The organism is Actinotalea sp. (genome assembly GCF_041597215.1).
GTDB lineage: Bacteria > Actinomycetota > Actinomycetes > Actinomycetales > Cellulomonadaceae > Actinotalea.
On sequence record NZ_JBFHHB010000339.1, the window covers coordinates 1 to 2,424 of the forward strand.

General features: G+C 73.9%; 2 protein-coding genes and 1 pseudogene. 1 reads left to right on the forward strand and 2 read right to left on the reverse strand.

Annotated features, from left to right (window positions below):
* Positions 1 to 85: 85 nt before the first annotated feature.
* On the reverse strand, positions 86 to 817 hold the full coding sequence (locus ABWK99_RS15700; protein WP_372595621.1) for a VIT family protein: 732 nt from the start codon (positions 815 to 817) through the stop codon (positions 86 to 88).
* 159 nt (positions 818 to 976) lie between these two features.
* On the opposite strand from ABWK99_RS15700, the gene ABWK99_RS15705 reads away from it, so the two are divergent.
* Positions 977 to 2,077: an FAD-dependent oxidoreductase gene (locus ABWK99_RS15705; protein ID WP_372595622.1), complete on the forward strand. Its 1,101-nt coding sequence runs from the start codon at positions 977 to 979 to the stop codon at positions 2,075 to 2,077.
* Between the two features lie 51 nt (positions 2,078 to 2,128).
* On the opposite strand, the pseudogene ABWK99_RS15710 reads toward ABWK99_RS15705, so the two are convergent.
* Positions 2,129 to 2,424 (reverse strand): annotated as a pseudogene (locus tag ABWK99_RS15710) (NADPH-dependent FMN reductase); the annotation flags it as partial.

Below are 2,424 nucleotides of genomic sequence, written 5' to 3' on the forward strand. Positions count from 1 at the left end.
CCCCGGGCGCCGGGAGGGACGCGCACCCCGCCCGGTGGTCGCCCTCCCTCGCAGGGGACGACGGTCGCCGTCGTCGAGGAGGTGCCTAGATACCGCTGACCCCGAGCAGGTAGCCGATCCCGAAGGTGGCTGCCATCGCCAGGGCGCCGCCGAGGACGAGGCGCAGCATCGCGCGGCGCCGGCCCGCTCGGCCGAGGTGGGCCGAGACCGAGCCGGTGGCCACCAGGGCGACGAGCACGGCGGCGAAGGTGACGAGGATCCGGGTCGACTCCGACGCGAGGGAGACGGCGAGCAGCGGCAACGCCGCGCCGACGACGAAGGCGATCGCGGAGGCGAGGGCCGCGTGCCACGGGTTCGTCAGGTCCTCGGCGTCCAGGCCCAGCTCGGCGTCCAGGTGCGCCTTGACCGGGTCGATCGCCGTGAGCTCCTCCGCCACTGCACGCGCCGTCGCGGGTGAGAGCCCCTTCGCCTGGTAGATCCCGGCGAGCTCGATCAGCTCCCCCTCCGGGTCCTCCGCCAGCTCGCGCCGCTCCCTGGCGATGAGCGCCCGCTCGGTGTCCCGCTGGCTGCTGACCGAGACGTACTCCCCCAGCGCCATCGAGACGGCGCCCGCGACGACTCCCGCGACACCCGCCGTGAGAATCGCCGTGCGGTCGGTGGTCGCCGCAGCGACACCGATGACCAGACCGGCGACCGAGATGATGCCGTCGTTCGCGCCGAGCACCCCGGCGCGCAGCCAGTTGAGCCGCGCGCGCATCCCGTTGCCGTTGTGCGGCTCGGCGGCGGTCGCCACCGGATCGGGCTCGAGGGTGTTCATGGGACGACGGTAGGCAGGTCAGCCCCCTCCCCGCCAGCAAGGCAAGGCTGTCCGAAGTCCCCTGCCGGACCCGAGTTCCGGTCCCGCTGCGGACGGTGGGAGACTGGCACGAACCTCTCGGCCCCTGGGCGGGAGGGCACCGAGACGAGGAGGCTGGACGTGGCAGCACGAGTGGTTGTGGTCGGAGGCGGGTACGGCGGCGTCGCCGTCGCTCGAGCGCTCGACGAGGTCGCCGACGTCGTGCTCGTCGAGCCGAAGGACGCCTTCGTGCACGCGACGGCTGCGCTGCGCGCCGTGGTCGACCCCTCCTGGAACGACCGGGTCTTCTACCCCTACGACGGCCTGCTGACCCGTGGACGAGTCGTCAGGGACCGCGCCCGGCTGGTGTCCCCCGGCCTCGTCCGGCTCAGCACGAACGAGGCCATCGAGGCCGATCACATCGTCCTGGCCACCGGGACGGGCTACCCCTTCCCTGCCAAGTACCTGGAGTCGAGCGCGGCAGCGGCGAAGGCCCGCCTCGAGCGCCTCCGCGCGGACATGGCCGCCTGCGAGCGCATCCTCGTCGTCGGCGCCGGCGCCGTCGGCCTGGAGCTGGCGGGCGAGATCACCTCCGCCTTCCCCCACCTCGAGGTCGTGCTCGTGGACCGGGAGAACCAGATCCTCCCCGGGGACTACCTGCCGGAGCTGCGGACCGAGCTCCTCGACCAGCTCGGCGCCCGCAAGGTCACGCTCGTGCTCGGTGCCGAGCTGGCCTACCTGCCCGGTCCGGACGTCGGGGTCCGGGAGCCGTTCACCGTGCGCACCACCGCGGGGACGGAGGTCGCCGCGCAGATGTGGTTCCGCTGCTACGGCTCGGACGCCCCGACCGATCACCTCGACGCCGTCCTGCGGACCGGGATGCACCACGACGGCACCCTGCCCGTCACCCCGCACCTGCAGCTCGTCGGGCAGCCCACCGTCTGGGCGGTCGGCGACCTCACCGATGTCCCGGAGGACAAGCGGGCCACGGCAGCGCGCGCCCACGCCGCCGTGGTGGTGGCGAACATCCGTGCCGTGATCGAGGGCGGGGAGCCGACGACGACCTACACGGCCGCGCCCGAGCTCTTCGTCGTCCCGCTCGGCCCCGACGGCGGGGCGTCGGAGGTCGTCGACGAGGACGGGAGGCGTCGCGTGCTCGGCGCCTCCGAGACGAGCAGGATCAAGGGCGCCGACCTCTTCGCGGGGTCGATGGCCTCGTTCTTCGGCCTCGACGAGAGCTGAGGCCGCAGGGCTCATCCGCTCGCTCGTCCTGAGGCGCGCGACCGGTCGCCCTCAGCCGCGCCCACCCGCAGCGCGCAGCGCGGCCTCGAGGTCGTCCAGGGCGAAGGGGTCCAGCGGTGTCCGCACGGGACGAGCCGAGACGAGCTCGGCGAGCTCCGACGCGGCGCGCTCGACCCGGGAGCTCAGCGGGGTCGCGTCGGACGTCGCCGACGGCGCGTCACCGAAGTCCTCGGTCGCGGCGAACACGCCGGTGGGCACCACGAGCATCCGCAGGTGGCTGAGCAGGGGTCGCAAGGAGTGCTCGAGCGCGAGGGCGTGCCGGGCGGTGCCCGCGGTCGCCCCCATGA